Origin of the sequence: Sphingomonas citri (assembly GCF_019429485.1) — a bacterium.
GTDB classification, from domain to species: Bacteria; Pseudomonadota; Alphaproteobacteria; order Sphingomonadales; family Sphingomonadaceae; genus Sphingomonas; species Sphingomonas citri.
On sequence record NZ_JAHXZN010000009.1, the window covers coordinates 59090 to 78005 of the forward strand.

Annotated in this window: 27 protein-coding genes; 7 read left to right on the top strand and 20 right to left on the bottom strand. The window is 66.6% G+C overall.

Annotation, left to right across the window (positions count from 1 at the left end):
• Positions 1–16: 16 nt before the first annotated feature.
• Together KZ820_RS18200 and KZ820_RS18205 are read left to right on the top strand one after the other, a co-directional pair.
• On the top strand, positions 17–1414 hold the full coding sequence (locus KZ820_RS18200; protein ID WP_219750276.1) for a hypothetical protein: 1398 nt from the start codon (positions 17–19) through the stop codon (positions 1412–1414).
• Positions 1411–1824: a VOC family protein gene (locus tag KZ820_RS18205; RefSeq protein ID WP_308462277.1), complete on the top strand. Its 414-nt coding sequence runs from the start codon at positions 1411–1413 to the stop codon at positions 1822–1824. The genes KZ820_RS18200 and KZ820_RS18205 overlap by 4 nt, the downstream gene beginning before the upstream one ends.
• A gap of 363 nt (positions 1825–2187) precedes the next feature.
• Here KZ820_RS18205 and KZ820_RS18210 read toward each other — a convergent pair whose 3' ends face one another.
• The 6 genes from KZ820_RS18210 to KZ820_RS18235 are packed head-to-tail and all read right to left on the bottom strand — an operon-like array spanning position 2188 to position 6450.
• Positions 2188–2625 (bottom strand): hypothetical protein, encoded by a 438-nt coding sequence (locus tag KZ820_RS18210; RefSeq protein WP_219750277.1) that lies wholly within the window; start codon positions 2623–2625, stop codon positions 2188–2190.
• Positions 2626–2627: 2 nt separating this feature from the next.
• Entirely contained in the window at positions 2628–2885 is a 258-nt protein-coding gene (locus KZ820_RS18215) for a hypothetical protein (protein WP_219750278.1), read from the bottom strand.
• A gap of 31 nt (positions 2886–2916) precedes the next feature.
• Positions 2917–3459 (bottom strand): hypothetical protein, encoded by a 543-nt coding sequence (locus tag KZ820_RS18220; RefSeq protein ID WP_219750279.1) that lies wholly within the window; start codon positions 3457–3459, stop codon positions 2917–2919.
• Entirely contained in the window at positions 3456–4043 is a 588-nt protein-coding gene (locus tag KZ820_RS18225) for a hypothetical protein (protein ID WP_219750280.1), read from the bottom strand. Before KZ820_RS18225 ends, KZ820_RS18220 begins: the two co-directional genes overlap by 4 nt.
• Entirely contained in the window at positions 4040–4300 is a 261-nt protein-coding gene (locus KZ820_RS18230; protein WP_132911185.1) for a hypothetical protein, read from the bottom strand. The genes KZ820_RS18225 and KZ820_RS18230 overlap by 4 nt, the downstream gene beginning before the upstream one ends.
• Positions 4297–6450: a DNA cytosine methyltransferase gene (locus KZ820_RS18235; RefSeq protein ID WP_219750281.1), complete on the bottom strand. Its 2154-nt coding sequence runs from the start codon at positions 6448–6450 to the stop codon at positions 4297–4299. The genes KZ820_RS18230 and KZ820_RS18235 overlap by 4 nt, the downstream gene beginning before the upstream one ends.
• 364 nt (positions 6451–6814) lie before the next feature.
• Between KZ820_RS18235 and KZ820_RS18240 the strand changes: the two genes are divergently transcribed.
• From KZ820_RS18240 to KZ820_RS18250, 3 genes are all read left to right on the top strand, one after another.
• Positions 6815–7543 (top strand): CPBP family intramembrane glutamic endopeptidase, encoded by a 729-nt coding sequence (locus KZ820_RS18240; RefSeq protein ID WP_219750282.1) that lies wholly within the window; start codon positions 6815–6817, stop codon positions 7541–7543.
• Between the two features lie 50 nt (positions 7544–7593).
• The gene (locus KZ820_RS18245) at positions 7594–7872 is read left to right on the top strand and encodes a hypothetical protein (protein WP_219750283.1); all 279 of its coding nucleotides are present in this window, start codon (positions 7594–7596) and stop codon (positions 7870–7872) included.
• Between the two features lie 179 nt (positions 7873–8051).
• The gene (locus KZ820_RS18250; RefSeq protein WP_219750284.1) at positions 8052–8411 is read left to right on the top strand and encodes a response regulator; all 360 of its coding nucleotides are present in this window, start codon (positions 8052–8054) and stop codon (positions 8409–8411) included.
• A 44-nt stretch (positions 8412–8455) separates the two neighbouring features.
• On the opposite strand, the gene KZ820_RS18255 is transcribed toward KZ820_RS18250, so the two are convergent.
• A complete protein-coding gene (locus tag KZ820_RS18255; RefSeq protein WP_219750285.1) occupies positions 8456–8812 on the bottom strand; it encodes a DUF3768 domain-containing protein in 357 nt (118 codons plus the stop codon).
• Positions 8813–8839: 27 nt separating this feature from the next.
• On the opposite strand from KZ820_RS18255, the gene KZ820_RS18260 reads away from it, so the two are divergent.
• Entirely contained in the window at positions 8840–9049 is a 210-nt protein-coding gene (locus KZ820_RS18260; protein WP_219750286.1) for a hypothetical protein, read from the top strand.
• Between the two features lie 21 nt (positions 9050–9070).
• On the opposite strand, the gene KZ820_RS18265 is transcribed toward KZ820_RS18260, so the two are convergent.
• From KZ820_RS18265 to KZ820_RS18285, 5 genes are all read right to left on the bottom strand, one after another.
• Positions 9071–9985, bottom strand: a complete 915-nt coding sequence (locus KZ820_RS18265; RefSeq protein ID WP_258048326.1) for a hypothetical protein — start codon at positions 9983–9985, stop codon at positions 9071–9073.
• A 1-nt stretch (position 9986) separates the two neighbouring features.
• Positions 9987–10436, bottom strand: coding sequence for a hypothetical protein (locus KZ820_RS18270; RefSeq protein WP_219750287.1), 450 nt, complete (start codon positions 10434–10436; stop codon positions 9987–9989).
• Between the two features lie 113 nt (positions 10437–10549).
• Positions 10550–11845: a hypothetical protein gene (locus KZ820_RS18275; protein WP_219750288.1), complete on the bottom strand. Its 1296-nt coding sequence runs from the start codon at positions 11843–11845 to the stop codon at positions 10550–10552.
• 77 nt (positions 11846–11922) lie between these two features.
• Positions 11923–13242, bottom strand: coding sequence for a hypothetical protein (locus KZ820_RS18280; RefSeq protein WP_219750289.1), 1320 nt, complete (start codon positions 13240–13242; stop codon positions 11923–11925).
• A gap of 44 nt (positions 13243–13286) precedes the next feature.
• Entirely contained in the window at positions 13287–13787 is a 501-nt protein-coding gene (locus KZ820_RS18285; protein WP_219750290.1) for a hypothetical protein, read from the bottom strand.
• 91 nt (positions 13788–13878) lie between these two features.
• On the opposite strand from KZ820_RS18285, the gene KZ820_RS18290 reads away from it, so the two are divergent.
• On the top strand, positions 13879–14271 hold the full coding sequence (locus KZ820_RS18290; protein ID WP_219750291.1) for a VOC family protein: 393 nt from the start codon (positions 13879–13881) through the stop codon (positions 14269–14271).
• 323 nt (positions 14272–14594) lie between these two features.
• Here KZ820_RS18290 and KZ820_RS18295 read toward each other — a convergent pair whose 3' ends face one another.
• From KZ820_RS18295 to KZ820_RS18330, 8 genes are all read right to left on the bottom strand, one after another.
• A complete protein-coding gene (locus KZ820_RS18295; RefSeq protein WP_219750292.1) occupies positions 14595–15269 on the bottom strand; it encodes a hypothetical protein in 675 nt (224 codons plus the stop codon).
• Between the two features lie 16 nt (positions 15270–15285).
• Positions 15286–15603, bottom strand: a complete 318-nt coding sequence (locus tag KZ820_RS18300; RefSeq protein WP_219750293.1) for a hypothetical protein — start codon at positions 15601–15603, stop codon at positions 15286–15288.
• A gap of 20 nt (positions 15604–15623) precedes the next feature.
• Positions 15624–15917 carry a hypothetical protein gene (locus KZ820_RS18305; protein ID WP_219750294.1) on the bottom strand — a complete coding sequence of 98 codons (294 nt, stop codon included), beginning with the start codon at positions 15915–15917 and terminating at the stop codon, positions 15624–15626.
• 12 nt (positions 15918–15929) lie between these two features.
• Positions 15930–16574 carry a TipAS antibiotic-recognition domain-containing protein gene (locus KZ820_RS18310; protein ID WP_219750295.1) on the bottom strand — a complete coding sequence of 215 codons (645 nt, stop codon included), beginning with the start codon at positions 16572–16574 and terminating at the stop codon, positions 15930–15932.
• A gap of 208 nt (positions 16575–16782) precedes the next feature.
• A complete protein-coding gene (locus tag KZ820_RS18315; protein WP_219750296.1) occupies positions 16783–17388 on the bottom strand; it encodes a DUF7007 domain-containing protein in 606 nt (201 codons plus the stop codon).
• Positions 17389–17551: 163 nt separating this feature from the next.
• Complete coding sequence (locus tag KZ820_RS18320) at positions 17552–18076, bottom strand: thermonuclease family protein (protein WP_219750297.1); 525 nt, start codon at positions 18074–18076, stop codon at positions 17552–17554.
• On the bottom strand, positions 18067–18255 hold the full coding sequence (locus KZ820_RS18325; protein ID WP_219750298.1) for a hypothetical protein: 189 nt from the start codon (positions 18253–18255) through the stop codon (positions 18067–18069). Before KZ820_RS18325 ends, KZ820_RS18320 begins: the two co-directional genes overlap by 10 nt.
• An 11-nt stretch (positions 18256–18266) precedes the next feature.
• Positions 18267–18905 (bottom strand): DUF6927 domain-containing protein, encoded by a 639-nt coding sequence (locus KZ820_RS18330; protein ID WP_219750299.1) that lies wholly within the window; start codon positions 18903–18905, stop codon positions 18267–18269.
• Between the last annotated feature and the right edge of the window lie 11 nt (positions 18906–18916).

Sequence of the window (18916 nt, forward strand, 5' to 3'; positions counted from 1 at the left end):
GTACATACCGCGCGGTATGTTTGCAAGATTACCCATCGGAGTTCGACGCGTGCGTGAAGCCAAAACGATCCCCCACAGCCCCTATTTGCCGTTCGATCCGGACGTGGCGGATTACAACGTGGCCTTCACGCACCTGTCGCCGTGGGAGTTCGGGGGATGGAAGCGGGAGTCGCTGTCGTGGAAGGAGGGATGCTACCTCCATGCTGGCCTCAATCCGCCCTCACCCTATCGCCTGAGCGGACCGGGTGCGCTCGCCTTGCTGCGCGACGCCTGCATCAACGGCTTCGCAAAATTCTCGATCGGCTCCTCCAAGCATGCGGTGATGTGCAACGCGCAAGGCAACGTCATGGCGGATGGCATGGTCCTGCGGACCGGGGAGGAGGATTTCACCTGCTTCTTCCTCAATCCATACATCGACTATCTCGTCGCGTCCGGCCGCTACGACGTCCGCGGTGAGGATCTGTCGGGCAAGGTGTTCCTGTTCCAGGTAGCCGGGCCGCGATCGTTGGAGGTCATGGAGGCGGCGACCGGCGAGAGCTTGCGCGACATCGAGTTCCTCTGGCACCGCGCCAGCACGATCCGCGCCGACGGTCGCGACATTCCCGTGCGCGTGTTCCGCCTCGGGGTCGCGCGGACGCTCGCCTATGAGGTGCATGGCCGGATCGAGGATGCCGATGCGATCTACCGCGCGCTACGCGCCGCGGGCGAGCCGGTCGGGATGGAGCGGCTGGGGATGCAGGTCTATGGCATGAACCATACCGAAGGCGGCTTCGCGCAGTCCTATATCCACTTCCTACCCGCCTATATGCAGGACGCCGCGTTCATGGACTTCCTACAGGGCAAGGCGGACGCCTTCATGAGCGACCTGCCCGGCAGCGCCGGACCCGATATCGACAAGCGTTATGCCAATCCGGTCGAGCTAGGCTGGGGCCACATGATTCGGTTCGACCATGAGTTCACCGGACGCGCGGCGTTGGAACGCATCATGGCCGGCTCGCATCGTAGGATCGTGACGCTCGAATGGGATCAGGCCGACATTCTGGAGGTCTACGCTTCGCAGTTCCGCATCGATGCCGACACCGAGTTCATGGATTTCGCTGCCAACCCGGTATGGACCGCACACAACTCGGTGGTGTTCAGCGACGACGTGTTTGTGGGTGACCGGCTTGTCGGCATCTCCAGCGGGCGGGTGTTCAGCTATTACTACCGGCAAATGCTGTCGCTGGCGCTACTCGACCCCGAACAGGCCGCGATCGGTCGCGAGGTGGAGGTCCTGTGGGGATCGCCCGGCAGCCGTCAGAAGCGGATCAAGGCCAAGGTCGCGCGCTTCCCCTACCTAGACCTGCCGAAGAACGCCGACATCGACGTGCGGTCGCTCAATAGCGGCTTTGCTGGAAAGGAAGTGCGATCGTGAGCGAGTTCGATCTTACCCGTATCGATCACCTCAATCTCGCGGTCGGCGACATGGAGCGGTCGCGGGCCTTCTACACGCCTACACTGGCCGCGATCGGGATCGATGAACTGACGGTGGTGCAACCTGGCGAACGCGGAAATCCCGGCGGTTGGGTCGGCTACGGGAATGGCGACAAGCCCTTCCTATGGCTGCGTGACGATGGAGCAGTCGGGGAACGGACGCACCTTGCGTTCAGCGTCGGCAGTAGAGAGGGTGTCCATGCTTTCTACGATGCCGCGCTGGCCGCAGGCGGAAAAGACAACGGCGCCCCTGGCACGCGTCCCGAGTACCACGACGGCTATTATGGCGCGTTCGTGCTCGACCCAGACGGGATCAACGTCGAAGCCGTTTTTCATGGGCCTGCCACGTAGGGCACCTTCGTATCGAGCAGTGACCTTCCCACAAAGGAAGCTTGGCCGGCACGACGGCAGGCCGATCAGCGCGCAGGCGACCGCTCAGGGGCCATTTTCCCGAAATCTGTTCCCGATTGCCCTTTCCCGAAATGCGGCATCGGAGACGGAGTTTCGGGAAAGGTCGGACGCCTGAAAAGCGGGCTGACCGGGCCCGCTTCTGGCGCAGCGGGTCCGGGGTCAGGAGCCGAGAGGTGATCGCATCAGCGGGGGCAGCGCTGCGCTGCTTGGGGGGCTGCACGCTGCCCCCGCTGCCACGCGGCGGTGTCATTTCTATCTGGCGAAGAATGTGTCTTTTCTAACTGGCGGCAACACGTAGACTGTTTACTCTGTGCGAGTCACGACCTTCACTAGCCGCTGATCAACCAGCTCTAGCCAGCGATCCCGCACCTTGTTGTAGAGCGCCTCGGGCAGCTGTCCATAGACGACCGTCTCGGGCTTCGAGCCGGGCACGACCCGCGTGTCCTGGTTCGGCCAGGGCGTCCGGTTCAGCTCGGACAGGATGATCCATGACCGCTCTTCGTCGAGCTTAAGACGACGCTTTACGGCCTGCGGTATTTCGATCGCGAACGCCAGTTCGGTCGGCGGGCTGTGCGTGATCGGAAGGACGAAGACCTCAGTACGGCCGTCGCGCATCTGTTGCGACAGCAGCAGGGCGCACGGCCGCTCCTTACGGCCGTCCTCGGCGCCGCGGTCGGCCTCGCGCTTCCAGAGGTATTCGTAGCGGATGACCTGGCCAGGACGCGGCGTCGGTACGTCCACCCTCAATCCAGCTCGTGGTTGAAGGCCTTGGACTCCTCAGGCGCCTTCGAGGCGGCGACAGCGTCGCGCATCTCCTGCGTGACCTCGTCGAGAGACATGGCCACGCGGTCGCGGCTCTTCAGGCGGGTATATTCCTGCATCGACATGAGAACCAAAGCCTCGTCGCCGCGGTTGGTGATGGTGAGCGGCTCGACCAGCGCCTGCCGGCTGAAGCGGCCAAACGCCTTCGAGACCTCACCGGCTGTCGCTGACTGCACCATGGCCGATCTCCTCATCCGTATAATACGGATCTCACCCTCTCCTTTCAACCGCTCGTCGCTCCCGCTCACCGCGCAGCCGGTCGACCAAGCCGGTGTCTGCGTGCGACTGGATCAGCCGCTCAAGAGCGTCGTCGGGCAGGCATCGCGGGTCCATGCGCGCGCCTTTCGGCTTCGGCGCCTCACGGCCGAGCGCCAGCAGCTGGCGCCGATTGCGGACTTCGACCAACAGGTTGCCCCGCTCCGCGCGCGTGAAGGCACGATCGAGGCCGTAGAGCCACCCTGCCCGCGCTTCCACAAGCATCGCCTCGCAGCGGGCCAGGTCATCATCGTGGCGGCATTCACGGACGCGCTCCACGGTCAGCGCGCGAGCGGTCTCTCGCGTGCGCCAATAATGCTCGCTGCTCGGCGCTTCCAGGGCGAACAGCCGGTGCATGAGGCGGACCCAGGCGCCCATGCTTTCCCAAGCGAAGGGCTTTGCGGCCTTGCGCGCCGCGGGCCGATAGCCCTTCATCGGTGGAAGCGTGCGTGGTGGCTGCTTGTCCCCGTAGAAGAGGTCGGGTTCGCGCCAGCTCACTCGACCGGCTCCAGGTCCCGTAGCTCGGCGAACTCGATCTTGGCGGTGCGCTCCCCGCCGACCGCGTCGAAGAAGACGTAGCAGTGATCGTCGAAGGGGGCGCCGCACAGACGCCACACGACGCCTTCACGCCCGAGGTAACGCTGGATGCCAGAGGTAGGGTCGACCGAGCCCGGCGCGTCCACCAGCCGCACGCGCCGGCGCACGCCGAGCCAGTTGCTGGCCCTTCGCACGATCGCGTCCCTCTCGGCGCGCGTCAGGATCGATGGCCGGTCCAAGCGCGGCGGCCCGAAGGTAGCGAACGGATCGCCCTTGATGCGCTCGAGCTTCTGCTCGATCGTCTCAATCGGCGCGCGTGCCCATTCGGGCGCGGCCGCGTTGCGACGATAGTGGGTCATCGTCGTCGAGGAGAAGAGATCCTGCTGATAGCCGATGACCCGGCGTCGGCGTTGGGCCTCGGCATAGTCGGCGCGCCAGCGATCATCATCCGTCGGCTTGGGGGGCTCGTCGGCCAGTCGCGCGAGCGCGAGCAGCTCCTCGAACTCGTCGCGAGACACCGTCGCGATCCGAGGGTCGTACCTCATCGCAGCACCCGGGCGACGTGACCGGCATAGACCGACACGACCTTCCAGTACGCGGCCATAGGTGCCTTGTGGCGGCGCCAGCAGTCGTCTGCCCGGACCTGCGCATCGCCGCGCAGCTCAAGCAGGAGCTGGCGCAGCTCGGCGCGCGCGGCTGGCGAGAGCGATTGAAGGCGCGCGACGCTGGGCAGCGCCAGCACCGGGTTGCGGACATGCGGATGACTCGACCGCAGCCGAGTTGGGCCCGAGCGCTGCATCATGCCTCTCCCCAGTCGAGATCCTGCCGGTGGGTGATCGCCTCGATCGGCGCATGGTCGACGGCAAGCGCCATGCGCAGTGGCGACACCCAGATGGCCTTCTCGGACAGCGTGAAGGTCTCGCCGAGCTTGGCTAGGAGCAGCGCCTCGCCGATCTCCTCGGCCATGCCCTGCGCCGCGGCGGAAGGGACGGCATTGCCGATCCACTCGCGCTTCTGCGCGTCGGAGCTGCCCTCGAGGTCGAAGGGCTGCACCATGGACCAGGCGTCTCGTTCGCCGTCGAAGCGGAAGACCTGCTCGGGATCGAACAGCGATTGAAGTGCTGCGAGCTCGAGCGTCGTGAATGGCCGATGCCACGTACCGTCCGTGGCGATGATGCGCGCGACCACGCGATCGTTCGGTGCCGGCAGCGCGGCAAGCGGCTCGGGGTCGGGTAGACGTGGATCCGCGACCGACCACTTGCCGCGGTCGTACTTGGCATAGCCCGGCACGGCGACGCTCGTGTCCTCCCAATTGAGGACGCCATAGTGCGCCTGGCTGTTGTAGCCGTGCTGGTCGCGCCCGCCAGCACTGAGCCCGACGGGGCGAGGATCCGCGACCGACAGCGCACCGCCTGCAGGATGGACCGCACCCGTGACCACCTTGGCCGTGTCGCTGAAGTCAGTGACGGCGAGGATGTTGCGGTGGGTGCCGGCCGCGTAGCCCGGCCTCGGGTCGGTGACCGGCTCGCCGGCGTCGCCGATCGGCACGATGCGGAAGACATTGCCAAGCTGGCCTGCAGCGGCTGCCTTGCGCGGATCCGAGATCGCGTATGGCCCCGTGCCGACCGAAACGTCGGCCTTGATGCAAGGAGACGGCGCCGACCACGGCCGGACACCGAGCTGGACGCTCTTCGGGTGCGCATCGAAGCGAGGATCGGCGACCGCATGCGCGCCGGCGCTCGGCTTGGGGCTCCCGCTGACCGTCGCAGCGCTCTCGCTCCAGCGTTTCACGCCGAGCACATTGCGATGAGTCGAGGCACCATAGTCCGGCCTCGGATCGGCGACGCTGTGCGCGCCATTGGTAGGGCCGTTGCGCCCCGTCACGGTGCCGGCATGCTGGTGCCAGTCGCGGACGCCAAGGACGTCGGCGTTCCAGTCGGCCGAGACCCGCACGTCTGCGACCGAGAAGCGGCCCTGCGCCGGTGCGCGCGCGGAAGTGAGGGTCGGCGCGGTATCCGACCAGTCGAGCACGCTGAGTGCGTTCTCGCGCAGCGCCTGCTCAGGCACGATGCCGAAGTCGCGCAGCCGTCCGTCGATCACCGCCAGATCGTTCAGCGCGCGCCAGTCGCGCCCCGCGGGCACGAAGGCGAGCCGCACCCACGTCTTCCACTGCAGCGCCGGTACACGGTGCATCACGCCCGCGGCCGGGTCTCCCGGCATCGGCAGCTTGCCGATGACCTCGCCGACGCCGCGCAGCCGCTTCTTGGCGGGCTGATAGATGAAGTTCGGCACCTTGGATGGGTGGCGGAACAGCCGCAGGAAGCTCTTGCGGCGCTGCGCGAGACCACCGATCGCGCCGCAATCGTGAATGCTGTCCTCGACGTCGCTGACGACATAGCCATAGGCGCGGTAGAGCGCGTCGATCTGGGCGAGAAAGCGGGCGCCGCGCGCGGTCGCGATGCGTGGCACGTTCTCGAAGGCGACGATCGCGACCGGATCATCGCGGTACGCCTCGAGGCTGAGCATCATGCCGCGCGTCGTCAGGTCGTTGAGCGCTTGGTACTTGGCAGTCTCGGCCGTGCGCGCCGACAGCAGGCCGGAGAAGCCCTTGCACGGGTAGCTCGCAAACAGGACGTCGAGGCGGCCGAAGACGCGGCGGATGTCGAGCGGCGTGGCCTCGCGCCAGCTCGGGTCCGGCGCCCGCTGATGGAAGGCGCGGTATTGGGCCTCGGAGAAGAGGTCCATCACGGTGCCCTTCACGCCCGTGAGACGCTCGAAGTTGCGGATCGCGCCCTCGTCGACATCGATCCCGCCTGCGCACTCGAAGCGGCCGCGCAGCGGGCCGACGCGAGGGTTGGCGGCGTTCATGCCGGCAGCGCCGGCACCGAGCCCGCACGCCATGTGGCCGTGGCGGATCACCACCTCAGCGGTCGCGTGGCGGAATGCGTTCATGGTGAGGCTCCCGGATCCGGATGATCCGCCTCTCCCCTCCCCCTTTCCTCTCCCGCGCTGGCTCGCCGCGGCCAGACTCGATCAGCTACAGCATCAGCGCAGCTGGCTCGTCGCTTCGAGCAGCGGCTTCGTATCCTCGTCGCCATGCGCGATCGAGGCGACTGCCGGCGCGAAAGCCGCTCGCGGTGTTACCGAAGACGAAAGCGCGCCAGCCTGCCTTGTCGGCCTCCCACTCCGCATTCGTTGGAGCTGGACCGAGCAACGTCATGATATCGCGCACAGGCCGCGGACGGGATTGACGTGCTCGCGGGGCGTGAGACTTAATGCTGCTCACCGACGATCTCCTGATCCTGAGAGGTGGGATATGCTCGACCTGGCTGCTGCGCCGACGCTCACCCCGCCCGCTGTTCAGCCATCGACCGCCCCGTCGCTGTGGCTCGTCGCCGCGCTCCTCATCGCGCATCAGGTGGCACTTACCGTGATCCACTACATCGTCGGGCCGGCCATGGGGCTCGACCCGGCGTCGGCCGCGCTCACCGCAGCGACGATCGTGCTGGCGGCGCTGCTGATCTTCGGCCTTGTCGCGCTCGATACGCGGCGCCGAGGTCGCGCACGCGCCGTGCTGCTCACGGCGCCGGCATGGGACCGGCGCACGGCATCCACGATGGTCATCGGCCTTGCGGTCGCGCAGATTCCTCTTGGGATGCTCGCGCTGCAGGGAGCAACCGTGTGGCAGTCGGGTGTCGGCAGCAACCTCGAGGTCGGCCGGGCGCTCGTCTCGTCGCTGACCGGATCTGCCGGTCTGGCGCTGCTTATCGCCACTGTCATCGTCGCGCCGATGGTGGAAGAGCTGCTCTACCGCGGTTACCTGCTCGGCACGCTGGTTGACCGCGGTTGGCGCGTCGCCGCAGTGCTGGTGTCAGCCTTCCTCTTCGTGACCCTGCACTTCGAGCCGGCGAACCTGGTCGCCTCGCTGTGTCTCGGCCTCGGAACCGGCATCTGCGCGCTGCGCACGCGCTCGATCGTGCCGGGCCTTTTCGTCCACATTGCCAGCAACGCCTTTGGCATGTGGTACGCGACCTTGGCTGCCTGAGCCCGACACGTCGTCGCGGACGTTCTCTGCGGAAACCAAGGGGCTACGACATGACGACCTATCCGCTGAGCGAGCCAGCGACGACCTACGCGAACGACGATGATGGCAAGCCGACGTCCCGCATCCTGTTCAAGGGCACGCTGAGCGACTGTGCAGCGAACGTCGAGGCAATGCCGCACAACGAGCGCTTCTCGGCCTCCATCAAGATGAATGCTCTTGAGTTGAGCTACGGCCCTGACGAGGTCGATGAGTTGATCCGCTACCTCCGCAACGAAGACCCGGGGCTGTCAGATAAGGACATCGCCGACGTAGCTCAGAATATCGAGTAGAGAAGAGGATCTAATCTCCTAGTGCAGCAGCACTACAGCGCAGTCACACCGCCATCATCTTCGCCTCGCTTCGGATTGCTCCCATCTGGGACATCCATACGCTTGGCGGTGAACAAGCCTGCTCCTGGCCCGTTCCGATACAAGCGACGTAGTCGCTCCAGTAGCGTTCCGGGGGAAATATGCAGACGATCCTTGTCGTAGAGGATGATCCTCTCGTGCGCCTACACGTCTGTGGTGCGCTTGAGGACGAAGGCTACCGCGTGGTGCAAGCCGGTCGCGGCGATGAGGCACTCGACGCCCTCGCGGCAAACGACGCTGTGAGCCTGATCGTCTCCGATGTCCGGTTGCCCGCGGAGCTCGATGGCGTGCAGCTGATTCAGGAAGCCAAGCGACGGCGACCCGATTTGAGCGTAGTGATCGCGAGCGGACTGGGGGAGGGAGACCTGCAGCTGCCGGATGGCGTCACGCTCCTGCGCAAGCCCTTTGGCATCGGTGCGCTGCTTGCCGCCTGCCGCACGGCCGCTCTGCTGACGACTTAACGAAGGAGGAGCTGCCCCACTATCTCGAGCGCGACGAGTCCTTGCTATAGGTCCTCGCGCACCATGATGGTGAGTACGCGCCTCGTGACGGCCGCGTCAGCCGGGTCCTCGGAACCGTATTCGAGGGCGAGGTCGTAATAGTCGATGGCGAAATAAACCGTGTGTCCGCGAAGCTCGAACTCGCCGCGGTGCCGCTCACGATCCTCGCTGTCGAAGGTGTGCGCCCGCAAAGCGGCCATGATCTCGATCTGCGCCACCACGGTCGCCACGGCGGCCTCGGCGAAGGTCGCAAGGCAGGCGCGGGTCATGACAATGCGTGCCCGACGGTCCAGCCCCTGTCGGCAGCGATCATTGAGCGCGCCGATGATCTCGGTGCGCGATGGGCGAACGACGTTGTCCATGCTGACTCCCTTCGGTAATCGGGTGGGATGCAGATCTTCGCGGTCATCATCGCGCTGGTCGGCGCGGCCGCGTTCGAGGGCATGGCCCTGCTCTACCGGCGCCGCATCATCCCGGCCGGGCCGCTCCTCGCCTTGGCGACAAGCATCCTGCTCACGATGGTCGGCCTGACAATCGTCGGCCTCGCGTCGGGGCAGCTGGTCATCGTCAACCAGGCTTCTGCCACGAGCGATCAGTGACATTCAGGCGGCGAGCGGCTCTCACGTTTGCCGCGTCATCAATCCGGCATTGAAGCGCTCTAGCCAGCTCTGCATCGTCGGCCGCTCGCCAACCGGCACCATGGCAGCGACGTCCTGGAAGCGGATCAGGTCGCGCGGCGCGGCGCGCCAGATCCGATCGATCTCGCGCGACGGCAGCAAACCCTCGGCGCGGATGAAGTCGGTCATGCGGCCCGGGCGCGCCTTGGTCGACCGGCGCCACAGGCCCTCGACCGTGTGCAACCGCGGCGCGGCGCGTGCCTCGACAAGCACGATGAGGCGCAGGCACCAGCGCGGCAGCTCACGGATCTCCTCGGGCCGATTGGCAATGCACAGCCAGCACGCCGACTTTGGGGGCACCGGCAGGCCCTCGGCGACGATGCGCGCCACGCAGGCGTCCCGGTCCCAACCCCACTCACGCAGCGGCGAGCGGCAGTCGTATAGCGGATCCTCGATCGATAGCGCGTGGTTGGCCCGTAGCGTGTCTCGCGGTCCAGCGTCATAGCCGATCAGGCGAACGACGCGTTGGCCACGCGCCCAGGCGTCTTTCGCCGGCTGCCAGCTCGCGAGAAACGCGTCCTGTGGCGCCTTCTTGTATTTGAGGCTGCAGCTCGAGCCGCCCAGGCTCTTGCTCGGCAGCGTCGCGTTGGTCAGGCACATCTCCAGCAGCCCATAATAGGGCGGCCAGTGCTTGAAGCGCTTGGGCGTGTACGAGACCAGCTCGTGCCGGATGCCGTGTGCATCCATCCACGGCCGGATCACGTCGAGATAGGCATAGGTCGCCGGCTTCTCGACGCCGGTGTCGGCGCTCAGCACCAGGTCGGGCTTCTGCCCGCGTGCGACCAGCTCGACGAGAAGCGCGGTACTATCCACGCCGATGCCGTAGGCAAGCACGACGGGAGGGGGCGGCATTTTCATGTCAGATCCCTCGCCCATTGAAGGTGGCGACGACACCGGCGAGCGATGCGGCCTCGGTCAGCGCAGCCCTGACCACGGCCTCGGCAGTCGCCGGCATGCGGAAGGTGATGGAGGTGCCGCGGGCGATCGGGTCGGGCGAGATCGCGATCGGCCGCCTGCCCGTCCACGCCGCGGCGGTAATGTGCGCGCTCCAACCTTGATGTGCGGCACGCGACCAGGAGCGGACGATTACGTCGCGCCCGGCGAGACTGAAGATGCCGAAGCGCGGCAGCGGGTGAGCGAAGATCGCGCCCGGCTCGTCGAGCCCTTGGCCATCGTCGCTGAGCTGTAGCAGCTGCTCGCCGGCTGCGCCGATCACCGCGATGTCGACGCGGGCGGCACCGCTCGCGCGCGCTGCCTGCAGAAGCTCGAGCAGGACGTCGGTGATGCTGTCGGCGAACAGCTCCTGCACCGTAGCGACCGCGCTCGGGGCGGCGGTGGGTGCGATCGAGGCGGGGAGCATGGCGGTCTCCTTCTCGCGGGCCCAATCCCGCGATTACCTGCTCCCCTCTCCTCTCCCCCTGCTCAGGGCTGGGCGGCCTCGGTCAGCTTGACCCGAGCGGCTTTCAGCCGACGCACGCTCTCGGCCAGAAAGAGGCCTTCTGACTCCAGTTCCGAGACGGTCTTCCGCCGCTCGGCCAGCTCCGCCAGCCGACGATCGATCGCGTCCGCGGTCACCGTGATCTCGTCGACGGTGAAGTGGACGGCGGAAGGTGGAGGCGGCAACCGCAGCGGCTGGCGCACCTCAGGCCGGCTCTCGGTGGAAGCATGGATGCTCCAGAGATGCGCCTCGGCATCGAAGAGCTCGTCGAAAGCCTGGCTGGAGTTGCTGACGTTCACGATCCACTGCTCGCCGTCGCGTTCCATGAAGCCGGGCGCGTAAATCCGTCCCGGACTGTCGCTATCGTCGACCCTGCCAAGCTCCTCGCCGGCCGCAGCGAGGCCGTCGACGTCGCGGGCGGTGAGGCGCCAAGCGTCGAACCGCTCGCCTTCATCGGACGCGGTGAGATAGTGCGTCGTCGCGATCTTCCACGCCGCGTTCACGCGCTCGAGATCGTCCTCGAACGTGGCCGGCTCGGCGGTCGGCAGCAGAGGATGGCCCCGCTCGGCCTCCCATGCGGCGAGCATCACCATGTTGGCATCGACGAAGTCGTGCGAGGCACACGTACCCTCCGGCGCCACGCGGTTACGCAGCCGCATGTCCCGCCACTGCGCGGGCGTCAGCTCGAGAGCGAGCCCGCGCGCGAAGGCGCACGCGAGCGCCTCGACCGCGGCCGACGCCAGCACCTCGTCCCAGTCGGCGCCGGCGTAGATGGTGGTCAGCTCGCCCACGGCATCGCGCCGGCTGAAGCTGAACCGAGGCGCTTCCGGAAACTCCCGCTTCGACGGGTCGGCATAGTCGACCCAGACCTGCGCGGCCTCGCCCATCGGTCCCACGCACGGGCCGAAGCTGGGCGCAGTGTCATGGTGCCAGCTCATTTCCGACCAGCGCTCCGGAATCGGCATCATGGTCGCGACCGGATAGTCCGGAAATTGCCACGGCCAGTTCCGGTCCACGGCCTCGGTGGTGAAACGGTCGGCCAGCGAGACCATGCTGCCGCCCGCCATTTCGCGATAGGCCGCGATCGTCTCGGCATCGCCGTCGGCGCCGGCGATGAGCGTCCGCAGAACGTAGGGCCATGTCGCCATGCCGACCGACACGTTGAGGAAGCCGTTCCAGTGGGTGTCGTCGGTGTAGCCCGGGAAGGTCGGACCTTCTCCGAACGTCCAGAGGACCGGGCGCATGAGGTGATCGGCTGACGCGGGCACGGACTGGGGCATTAGGCGGCTCCTCGCCGGCTCATTCCGGCGTGCCCGCTCCCTCCCCCTCTCCTCTTTCGCGGCTCGGATCAGTGCGGCTACGCCGCGTGCCGAGCCGAAGCTGCCATCATCGTCGTGGCGGCCCCAAAACGCCGCAGCGTCGCCGCCATCTCCGACCGTAGCTTGGCCTTGTTCGAGACTATGATCTCGGCCGCGATTGGCGTGCCATCGGCATCGGCGTAGCCGGTTGCGAGTTGCCCGTTGCCGACCTCGACCCGGATCAATTGGCCGCGCACGGGGGCTGGCCCAACGTGCCGCACGGTGAACTCGCCGAGCTTCCCGACCAGGCCCTGGATCAGCTTGCCCCAGCGGATATGGCCCGCGGCCATGTTCTCGTCGTCGCCATAGCCGCGATCGAGCCATGTGCGCAGGTGGGTGCGCTGCTGCAGCTTGGTGTTTCGCGTGCGCTCCATCGTTCGGCAGAGCGGCAGCGCGCTCGCGATACCATCGAGCAGTCGCAGGTCCTCGTCTTGAAGCGCCACCAGGATGTCGTCGATCTCGCGGCCGGACAGCGCTTCCACCAGCTGCTGGCGCAGCGCGGCGCCGGTAACCTGCCGGCGACCGCCTAAGCTCGCGCTCGGCGTGTAGTCGCCGGCGTGAAGGAGGCCGCGGTCCGTTAAAATAAGGAGCGTCATGGCCTCGGCGCCGGGCCGATCACGCACGATCCACAGAAAGTCCCACTTGGCGCGCGCCGGATCTCCGCCAGCGAGGTCGGCATCGCTGAGGATGGCGAGACGCCGCGACCAGCGTGCCGGTCGAGCCTCATCACCGGGCTTCGGCCAGCTGCTCGGCAACGGCCGCGCCGGCGTAACCGGAACGACGGCAGCCGGCATGTTGCTCTGGCGGTGCAGCGCCAGGTTCGCGCGCCGCGCCGCGTCGAACAGGTCGGTGCGGTCGCCACCTCCGTCGGTGAAGCCTTGGTCGTAGGCCGCACGGCGGGTCTCGAGCGGCGCATTGCACGGTATCCCGTCCGGATAGTGGTGCGGCCATCCGACGTGCGCTGCGTACCAGCCATCGGCATAGCGGTTGGCGACGTCCCAGTCGTAGCCATACCGATCGCGGCCGTTGAGGATCGCAAGGTCGCGTTCGTTCGCCTTGCCCTCGCGCGCCTCGTTCTCGGTGAAGGCGAAGTTCTTGGCATGGCGCTCGGCTTCGGCCTCGACGCGCATTTCCTCGAACACAGGGCGGGTCGCGATCACACGCGCGTGGCTACGCGCGTGGCGATCGGCGAGCGGCGCACTGGGTGGCAGGTCAGGATAGTCGCGCCACGCCTTGGCGAGCGCCTCGGCGTGGGCAGGCCTGCGGCCGCGTGCCAACCACGTGTCGGCATCGGCGGGGTTGAAAGCGGTATCGGGCATGACGGCCTCGCTCGTCGACGCGCCCGCGGGCGCGAGCAGGTGGATCAGTCGGCCGCGAGGCGCGCGCGTGCGGTCTCGGCCTCATCGGGGAAGGCGGTGGCGAGGTTCGTGTGCAGCGTCTCGAAGTCTGCGACCGGGAAGGTGCCATCCGGTCCGGGCCGCGTGGTCTGCAGCGCACCGATCACCAGTTCGGTGACATCGGGCCGATGGATGGTGGCGACGCTGCCCTCGTAGCTGATCGGAGGAGCAAATCCGCCGTCGAGCCAGCGCGCCAGGCCGTTCTCAACGGCTTCAGCATAGGCCTGGACAGCCTCGTCCTCCTCATCGTCGATGCGGAGCGACAACGTCCGGTACACACCGAAATCGTGACGATTGGCGAGCGGCTTGAGGCGGCAGCCTGCCGGCGGCTGACCGTAGCGTGCGATAATCGCGAGCTTATAGGCGAACACCTCATAGGCATTCACCGCATCGAAGTCGGGCGTGTGGCCCAGCTGCGCGCAGTCTTCTTCGGCGGGTGCTCCGCCAAGGTCGATGACGTCGGACATGGGAGGATCTCCTTCGATCCGCATGGATCGGCACTTCCCTCCCCCTCCTCTCTTGCTTGGCAGAGCAGTTGCGTGCCGGCAGGAGGTGCCCATGCCGCAGCATCTCAGCCTCGTTGCCATCGTCGTCGATGAGTACGACACCGCAATCGACTATTATGTCGGCACGCTCGGCTTCGAGTTGCGCGAGGACGCGGTACAGAGCGCGACCAAGCGGTGGGTGGTGGTCGCACCGCACGGAGCCTCCACGGGCCTGTTGCTCGCTCGCGCAGCCGACGAGCGGCAGCGGCACGCCATCGGCAATCAGAGCGGTGGCAGGGTCTTCCTCTTCCTCGAGACCGACGACCTGGTGCGCGACTACCAGATCTATCGGGAGCGTGGCGTTCGCTTTGTCGAAGATCCGCGGCACGAGGCTTACGGCGTCGTCGTGGTGTTCGAGGACCGTTACGGCAACCGCTGGGACCTCATCGAACGTGCCGGCGGGTGAGGGCGTGACGAACGATTGCTGATGCCGGAAGCGTCTTAATTGATTAACCAAGTTTGGTTATCCGCCTGCGACCGCCGGAGAAGCGTGTCGACGCAGGACGGGACCTGCGTGTCGCAGGGAAGAAACATGCAGAACCCCTATAATGAAGGGCTGGCGCATGCGCGTCGGAAGGGATCGACTGTCGCTGATTGCCCCTACAGCTCGGGTCTGATGGCGCATGAGCGCCAGCAGTGGCTTTCTGGGTTCCTGTCCAGGCAAGCCCACGTGCACGCGCTTACGGCGAAGGAGCAAGGCAGCAGCGAGCTCCCCCTTCTTGCCGAAGTTTACGCCTGATCCTTCTCGACGCTCGCCGTGGGGAAACGTTCTTCGATTACCAGTGTCTGCCATTGCAGCCGCTCACGCCCGAGCGCTTCCGACCGATCGACCATCTGCTCGAGGGTGGCACTCAGACGGTTGAGCGACCCGGCGTAATCGGTGTCGAGCTCGTCGGCCTGCCGCGACGTCGGTGAGACCGTGGCACGTGCCTTTCGGTGAGCCTTGGCCAACGCAGGCATGTGCCGTTGTTCGATCCCCTCGAGCTCGATTGTGGCCTCCTCGCGCAGCTCTTCAGGTATGGCCTTGAGGCGAGCGAGCAGCCCGGCAATCCGTGCCTCTGCCATTCGCGCATCGATGTTCATCGGTAGGGTAGCAGCCAGAGGCTTGGGTCGCGGAGCGGTCGCTTTGGAAGGTCCAGCTAGCTCGATGTATCCCATACCTGTCGCATAAAGCATCCCGCCTACGAAGATGAGCACAACGGCGAGCGACTTCACGACATTGCCGCTGAGCAGATCGGCTATCTGCTGCTGCAGACTCGCGGGATCGGCGCCAACGCCGTCTCCAAATTCGGCGAACTGTGATGTCATGAAGTTCGCCGCTGAGAGAAACACGCCAAGCAGTCCGCAGTGAAGTCCGATATCGAAGCCGCCCTTTGGCGATGTGGGCTGATGGTGGTCGTCCATGTTGAAGCCCCCTCCGTTACAGATCGCGGCCAAAGCGCTGACGCTTCATGGCCGCCTGCGCGGGTCCATCGAAGCTGCCGAGCGTCTTCAGCCGATCGGTCTCGAGCGTGCTGGCGAGATCGGCGGGCAGCTCGGCATGGGACGCTGCAACGGCAATCGCCGCGGCCGCGGTAGGCAGCTCGCGCGGGCTCGTACCTTCCCAAACGATGGTCTCGTGCTCGCCCTCATCGTCCGGGTCCGGACGCGAGGCATGAACGTAGAAGGTGTCGAGCGGCCGGTCCCATCCGATCGCGACGGAGACGCCGGCGGTTCCGGCGAAGATATGACGGCTCATCGTCCAATCTCCCTCGAGGGTTAGTCGGCCAGCGTGATCCACTCAGCGTGCCACGGCCGCGGGTGGGGCGCAAAGCGCAACGCGCCCGGAACGGTGAGGTGCGTGGTCATCCGCTCGACCAGCCACTCTACGTAGTTCTGGCCCTCGGCCATGTCCCCGGCGAGCAGCTCGTCGAGCATCGCCGACTGGCGCGCCTGCGCGTCCGACAGCAAGGACCAGTCCAGCGCGTCGAGAAAGCGCTCACGCCGCTCGATGTAGCGCGCGATGCGCTGGAGGTCGGCCCGCGCGATGGCGAGCGCATCCTGGATCCACATGGGTCGTGCTCCTCAGGCGGCGATCAGCGCGGGCGCGCTGCCAGCGATCGCAGGGGCGGTAAGATTGAGCTCGCGCGTGAGGCGCTCGGCGAAGCGGGCGGTGTTCAGCAGCTCGGCCATGCCGGCATGCCGGTTGGGCGGCTCGATCCCGTTCACGACGGCGCGATATGCGACCTCGCGTCCCTCGTACCGACCGCCGACCCTAACGACGACGGCGACCTCGGGCGCGGCGAGAATGACGTAGCCGGACTCGGCCGTCGTGCCCTGAGAGGAGATGACGGTGTAGCTGCCATCGATAAGGTGCAGCGCCGATGCCAGCTTCTCCAGCTCGGCTCGCGCGTCCATGTGAAACCGCTCTTTGGCGACCTGGTCGTAGGCGACGCCACGGATGGCGATGGAAAGCAGCGTCGGGAAGCGGCGCAGCGCGTCGATCCTGCGCTGGCAGGCATGCAGCAGCACCGAGCGCGGCGCGCGGTTGGTCGAGACGATCGCCATGTGGCGCGCCAGCAGGACCATGGCGGGATCGCTGTCAGGGTCGACGCCAGCGTTGCGGCAATCGGCAAGCGCCTTGGTCATTGCCTGCAGGGTGACGGTGATCGTGGGCAGCGAGGCTGCATCCATCGCCTGATGGTGGCGGAACGGTACGTCGAAGCTCATGACGCCTGACTCCATGTGAGAGGACCTGGCGCGACACCTCACGCCCGCCTCTCACTCCCCCCTCTTCTCCGCGGCTCTGGATCCTCCCCGTGGTCGTCAGCCCCTCGGGGCTGGTCGCCCTAGCGTTTCACGGGCTCGGGCTCGCTCGTCTTCGATTAAGGCGCGCGGAAAGAGGTTGCCGGTTTCGGAAACCTCTTTCCGCGGGCGCTCAGTCGATCGGCTCGACGCCTAGCGAAGCAAATGTGCTCGCCTGATCGCGCGCATCGTAGCGCGCCGCGTCGCACAGGCCTTTGAAGTTGGGACCGTCGTAGGTGGCGAAGCCAAGATGGCTGCAGCCGGTAATCCGCTGCCCGACGACGCCGACCTTGCCGGCTGGCACCCAGTCTGCCCAATCGCCCCAGGCGGCGCGCACGCCGACCTCGCCGATTGCGGCTTCGTACGACGCAATCGAGCGCAACACGTGGCTGTCGCTCGGTTGCAGCACCTCGCCGGTGAAGGCGGCGTAGCGCTGCGGACGCCAGTGCCGCGCAGTCTGGCGCGCGAGATCACGCTCGAGATCGAACAGCGGTTTACGCAGGGCGGCGAACTCGGCCTCAAAGCCGAGTATCACCAGCGACCAATCGACATCCTCTTCGTAGTAGATGCTGTCGAGCCGCAGCGCCTCCGGCATTGCTGCCTGGCGCTCATCAGAGAGCACGAAGCCGCCGTGCGACGCGGTGGTCACCGACCATACACCGGGCAGGCGTTGCTCGGCAGTCTGAGGTGCGTCCCAGAGGGTGTGAACAGGTGCGGGGATTGAGGCGAAGGCGGGCATGATGATCTTCTCCCTGATCGACGCCCTTCCTCCCCCCCCTCTTCCTATACGTGGAGCTGTAAAGCGAGGATGATACGCCGCTGTCTCCCCGCGGCTGCGGGTCCCGACTTCCCGAGTACCCCGAGTAACCGGATTATTAGGCTTACCGGGTAATCATGGGCCTTCATCCGCGTGAGCTTCGCCTCTCACACGACAGGCGCTCGCCGTGGCGCCACTTTGCGGGATCGACGAAGTAGCCTGCGTGCGCTCCGAGTTGGCGGCGCTGCGCCGTCTCGAAGGCCGCGACGTACCGTTGCGCGCGCGCAGGATCGCTTTTGAGGTAACTGGTGGCTGGCACAGCAAGGCCGGCTGCGATCATTGTCTCACCGAGATCCTGCCCACCGACATCGACGGTCCCGATCGGCCGTCCGTAGCTCTGCTTGCCGGTCAACCGGATCGTGGCCGAGTTGGCCTTGAGCAGCTTGGAGGCATAGTCCTGGGCGGCCTTGCCGCACGGCCAGCAGCCTGACGTCGTGCGGCACATCTGGCGCTTCTCGAAGGCGTCGGCGCCGAACAAGCGGATGTCGATCGAGACGGTGTCGCCGTCGATCGCGCGGCCATCGGCGGTGATCGCGCCGCTTTGGTCCGACCGCGGCGCCGTACCGGTGCAGGCAGCTGCGATGAGTGCGAGGCCGAGGATCAGGCGCATGCGCTCACCTCGTCGACCAGCGCGTGTGCGCGCTCCATCACGCGCCAGGGCTGCATCCGGTCGCCGGTGAGCAGCAGTACGACGTCGAGGCCTTCGGCCTGCATTCGCTGCGCTACACGCCGGGCGTGAAGGGCGCTGCACAGACGCCAGCGCAAGGGAGAAAAGGGGGCGTCTTCCATGTCAGGCTCCATCAGGCTGGCATTGCAGATGCGGGCGACTTCGCGAAGACTGTCGCGTGGACCTTCGTCACCGGCACGACGGTCCACGGCAGATCGCGGAAGTTGCGGATACGGTAGTGGCCGAAGCCCGAGGCGCACCGAACGGTTATCCGGCTGCCCCGCTTCACAACGATGAACTCGGTGCCGGAATGCCCATCCTCGAAGCGGATCGGCCCGGGGAAGCGTACGCGCATGCCGTCGTCGATCCGCCGCGCTCGCTGGCGCAGCCGCGCGAGACAGCGTCGACGCCAGTCCAGCGCCCCCTCGTTGTCGGTTGCCGGCAGGAGGCGAAGGATGCGTTCCGGGCACTCGTCCGAGCACGGTCCGGCGTTCTCGGTCAGATCCTTATAGGCGAAGACGTATCCGTCCGCGGCGTTCGGCGTCCACCGCACCTCACAGATCGCGGCGATGACGGAGGTGGCGACACCGTTCTCGAGCAGCTCGACAGCGGCATACCACGCGCGGTTTCCGGGGCAGGCGCTTGCGATGACGCGCGCACCGCGCGTGCCGCCACCATCCTGCTCGCGCGAGTAAGTGAACTGGTCGTCCAGATAGGCCTTGGGCGTGGCGAAGCCGCCCATGCTGGTGCGAGGCATCGAAAGCCAACCCATGCCGGGTTCTC

Bases quoted from the DNA above. Each gene is read 5' to 3' on its own strand.
- KZ820_RS18200 (WP_219750276.1), top strand. From the start codon at position 17: ATGTTTGCAAGATTACCCATCGGAGTTCGACGCGTGCGTGAAGCCAAA.
- KZ820_RS18215 (WP_219750278.1), bottom strand. From the start codon at position 2,885: ATGGTGCAGTCAGCGACAGCCGGTGAGGTCTCGAAGGCGTTTGGCCGC.
- KZ820_RS18225 (WP_219750280.1), bottom strand. From the start codon at position 4,043: ATGAGGTACGACCCTCGGATCGCGACGGTGTCTCGCGACGAGTTCGAG.
- KZ820_RS18230 (WP_132911185.1), bottom strand. From the start codon at position 4,300: ATGATGCAGCGCTCGGGCCCAACTCGGCTGCGGTCGAGTCATCCGCAT.
- KZ820_RS18235 (WP_219750281.1), bottom strand. From the start codon at position 6,450: ATGAACGCATTCCGCCACGCGACCGCTGAGGTGGTGATCCGCCACGGC.
- KZ820_RS18240 (WP_219750282.1), top strand. From the start codon at position 6,815: ATGCTCGACCTGGCTGCTGCGCCGACGCTCACCCCGCCCGCTGTTCAG.
- KZ820_RS18245 (WP_219750283.1), top strand. From the start codon at position 7,594: ATGACGACCTATCCGCTGAGCGAGCCAGCGACGACCTACGCGAACGAC.
- KZ820_RS18250 (WP_219750284.1), top strand. From the start codon at position 8,052: ATGCAGACGATCCTTGTCGTAGAGGATGATCCTCTCGTGCGCCTACAC.
- KZ820_RS18255 (WP_219750285.1), bottom strand. From the start codon at position 8,812: ATGGACAACGTCGTTCGCCCATCGCGCACCGAGATCATCGGCGCGCTC.
- KZ820_RS18260 (WP_219750286.1), top strand. From the start codon at position 8,840: ATGCAGATCTTCGCGGTCATCATCGCGCTGGTCGGCGCGGCCGCGTTC.
- KZ820_RS18265 (WP_258048326.1), bottom strand. From the start codon at position 9,985: ATGAAAATGCCGCCCCCTCCCGTCGTGCTTGCCTACGGCATCGGCGTG.
- KZ820_RS18275 (WP_219750288.1), bottom strand. From the start codon at position 11,845: ATGCCCCAGTCCGTGCCCGCGTCAGCCGATCACCTCATGCGCCCGGTC.
- KZ820_RS18280 (WP_219750289.1), bottom strand. From the start codon at position 13,242: ATGCCCGATACCGCTTTCAACCCCGCCGATGCCGACACGTGGTTGGCA.
- KZ820_RS18285 (WP_219750290.1), bottom strand. From the start codon at position 13,787: ATGTCCGACGTCATCGACCTTGGCGGAGCACCCGCCGAAGAAGACTGC.
- KZ820_RS18290 (WP_219750291.1), top strand. From the start codon at position 13,879: ATGCCGCAGCATCTCAGCCTCGTTGCCATCGTCGTCGATGAGTACGAC.
- KZ820_RS18295 (WP_219750292.1), bottom strand. From the start codon at position 15,269: ATGGACGACCACCATCAGCCCACATCGCCAAAGGGCGGCTTCGATATC.
- KZ820_RS18300 (WP_219750293.1), bottom strand. From the start codon at position 15,603: ATGAGCCGTCATATCTTCGCCGGAACCGCCGGCGTCTCCGTCGCGATC.
- KZ820_RS18305 (WP_219750294.1), bottom strand. From the start codon at position 15,917: ATGTGGATCCAGGATGCGCTCGCCATCGCGCGGGCCGACCTCCAGCGC.
- KZ820_RS18310 (WP_219750295.1), bottom strand. From the start codon at position 16,574: ATGAGCTTCGACGTACCGTTCCGCCACCATCAGGCGATGGATGCAGCC.
- KZ820_RS18315 (WP_219750296.1), bottom strand. From the start codon at position 17,388: ATGCCCGCCTTCGCCTCAATCCCCGCACCTGTTCACACCCTCTGGGAC.
- KZ820_RS18320 (WP_219750297.1), bottom strand. From the start codon at position 18,076: ATGCGCCTGATCCTCGGCCTCGCACTCATCGCAGCTGCCTGCACCGGT.
- KZ820_RS18325 (WP_219750298.1), bottom strand. From the start codon at position 18,255: ATGGAAGACGCCCCCTTTTCTCCCTTGCGCTGGCGTCTGTGCAGCGCC.
- KZ820_RS18330 (WP_219750299.1), bottom strand. From the start codon at position 18,905: ATGGGTTGGCTTTCGATGCCTCGCACCAGCATGGGCGGCTTCGCCACG.